This window comes from Frankia sp. CcWB2 (genome assembly GCF_977927585.1).
The window spans coordinates 21,749-24,112 of the sequence record NZ_CDWRCM010000016.1 but is presented as its reverse complement, the minus strand read 5'-3'; the positions used below and the strand labels follow the sequence as shown (position 1 = coordinate 24,112).

General features: G+C 71.4%; 2 protein-coding genes and 1 pseudogene. 1 reads left to right on the top strand and 2 read right to left on the bottom strand.

Features of this window, described 5'->3' with window-relative positions; translation table 11 throughout:
• Window positions 1-567: PglD-related sugar-binding protein (locus tag ACY45C_RS03410; RefSeq protein ID WP_462186194.1), on the bottom strand; the 567-nt coding region annotated here is incomplete at its 3' end.
• Between the two features lie 160 nt (window positions 568-727).
• Between ACY45C_RS03410 and ACY45C_RS03405 the strand changes: the two are divergent.
• Window positions 728-1,733, top strand: a pseudogene (locus ACY45C_RS03405) (NAD-dependent epimerase/dehydratase family protein).
• A gap of 196 nt (window positions 1,734-1,929) precedes the next feature.
• On the opposite strand, the gene ACY45C_RS03400 reads toward ACY45C_RS03405, so the two are convergent.
• Window positions 1,930-2,364, bottom strand: a 435-nt coding sequence (locus ACY45C_RS03400) for a polysaccharide biosynthesis protein (RefSeq protein ID WP_462186193.1), incomplete at its 5' end; no start/stop codon positions are given.

The following is a 2,364-nucleotide window of genomic DNA, read 5'->3' as shown; positions in this document are numbered from 1 at the left end:
CGCTCCGTCGCCGATGCTGCGCAGGCCGACGATGCTCGCCTGCGCGCCGATCCACGCCCGCGCGCCGACGGCCACCGCACCGGAGAGCCGGGCCCCCGGCGCGACCGTGACATAGTCGCCCAGGCGGCAGTCGTGCGCCACGCTGGCGCCGATGTTCACCACTACGTGCCGACCGGTTTCGACGTTGGTGGTGATGCTGGCGAGAGCACAGACGACGGTACCCGGCCCGAGCTTCACGTCACCTCCGACGCTGGCCCGGGGGTGGACGAGGGTCGCCGGTCGCCGGCCGCGGGCGCTGGCGTACCGGTCGACGCGGGACCGGGTGGCCGCGTCGGCGAAGCCGATCAGGTAGTCGGCGTCGAGCCGATCGAGCAGGTCGAGTCCACCGAGGAGCGCGGCTCCGCGCCGGGCGAGTGGATCCGGGTCCACGCGGTCGTCATCGACGAAGCCGAGGACGTCGTAGCGGGGACCCTCGGTGGCCGCGTTGACCGCCTCCACCAGATCGAGCAGTTCCCGGCCGTGCCCTCCCGCGCCCACGATGACCAGCGAGCGCAGGTGAGCGGGCACGCGGCGACCGTAGCCCCCGATCTAGACGAGTTCAATCTGACACTCAGAGTAGTCGATTGGACCTTCTGGATGGCGTGGTGTCGCTCTTCGTGAAGAGATAGCCGGCGCAGGCGACCGATCATACTACTATTCGTATCATCATTATCTCGAAGGGTGATGAATGGTGAAGGTAGTCGTGACGGGTGGGGCCGGCTTCATCGGGGCCCACCTGACCAGAGCGCTCCTCGCGGCGGGCGCGGAGGTCGTCGTGATCGACGATCTGAGCACCGGGGCGCTGTCGAAGCTCGCCGGGCTGCCGGCCGAGCTCGTCGTCGGCAGCGTGACCGACCGGACGCTGGTCGAACAGGCGTGCACCGGAGCGTCGAGCATCGTGCACCTGGCTGCCCGGCCGTCGGTCGAACGGTCGTTGCTCGACCCGATGGCCACCCACGCGGTGAACGCGACCGGCACCCTGACGGTGCTCGGCGTCGCCCACCGGGCCGAGACGCACGTCGTCGTCGTGTCCTCCTCATCGGTCTATGGTGATCAATCGGCCGCTGGTGATCAATCGGCCGCTGGTGCTCAGCCGGCGGCCGGTGTTCAACCGGCGGCCGATGACCGGTCGGCCGCCGATGGCGCGGGCCCGCTGCCGCGGTCGGCGGGCACCCCGTGCCTTCCGCGCAGTCCCTTCGCGGCCTCGAAGCTCGCCGCCGAGGGATATGCGCTGTCCTACCAGGCCAGTTTCGGTCTGCCGGTGCTCACGGTCAGACCGTTCGACGTGTTCGGCCCGTACCAGTCCGCCGGGCACACGTACGCGGCCGTGGTGCCGACCTTTATCGAGGCTGCGTTGGCCGGCCGGCCGGCCGCTGACGGTGCACGGGGACGGCCGGCAGACGCGCGATTTCATCCCTGTCGAGCTGGTCACCGGGATGCTGTGCGATGCGGTGCGCCGCCGGCTGACCCATCCACACCCGGTCGACATCGGGTCCGGGACCCGTACCGACCTGCTCACCCTGATCGTCCGGCTGGAGGGGATCCTCGGCCGGCGGCTGGTCGTCGAGCACGCCGCACCCCGGCCCGGGGAGATCCGGGACTCCCAGGCGGACACGACGACGATGCGTTCGCTGTTCCCGGACGCGCCCGGGGCGGATCTCACCACCGCGTTGACGGCAACCGTGGCCTGGTAGGCCGACCGGCTGGGGGCGGACCGGGCACCGGCCCCAGCCGTCCTCCCGTGACGGCTGGGGCCCGTGCACCGGCGAGTGCGGCCCCCGTGCGAGGCGGCCGTGACGGCACGCCGTGACGGCACGCCGTGATGTGGATCGCTGTAACGATCCGCTTGCCATCGTCGGCATTCACGACTTTTTGACCTTCCCGAACGGGTTACCGGGCCGGGTGCGGTCGACGGTTGGACGCCGTGGGCTGGATGGGAATCCGCCCGGTCACGTCCGCGCCGGCCGGGACCTCGTCCGCCGCGGCGTCCGTGCCGGCGAGGGCCGCGAGTTCGGCCAGCACCTCTTCCGGCGGGGCCCAGGGATCGAGGGCGAGGGCATGGGTCGGGTCCAGGGCGGGCACGCCCACGTGCGAGATCAGCGGGTGGTGCGGTCGATGGTCGTCCTCGCCTGCGCCGAGGAGCTCCTCATGGAGCTTCTCGCCGCGGCCGAGCCCGGTGTAGACGATCTCGATCGGCCGGTTCTCCCGAGCCACGAGCCGGGCGGCCACGTCCGCGATGCGCACCGGCTCGCCCATGTCGAGCACGAGGGCCTCGCCGGGTGATCCCAGCGCCCCAGCCTGCAGGACCAGCTGCACCGCCTCGTG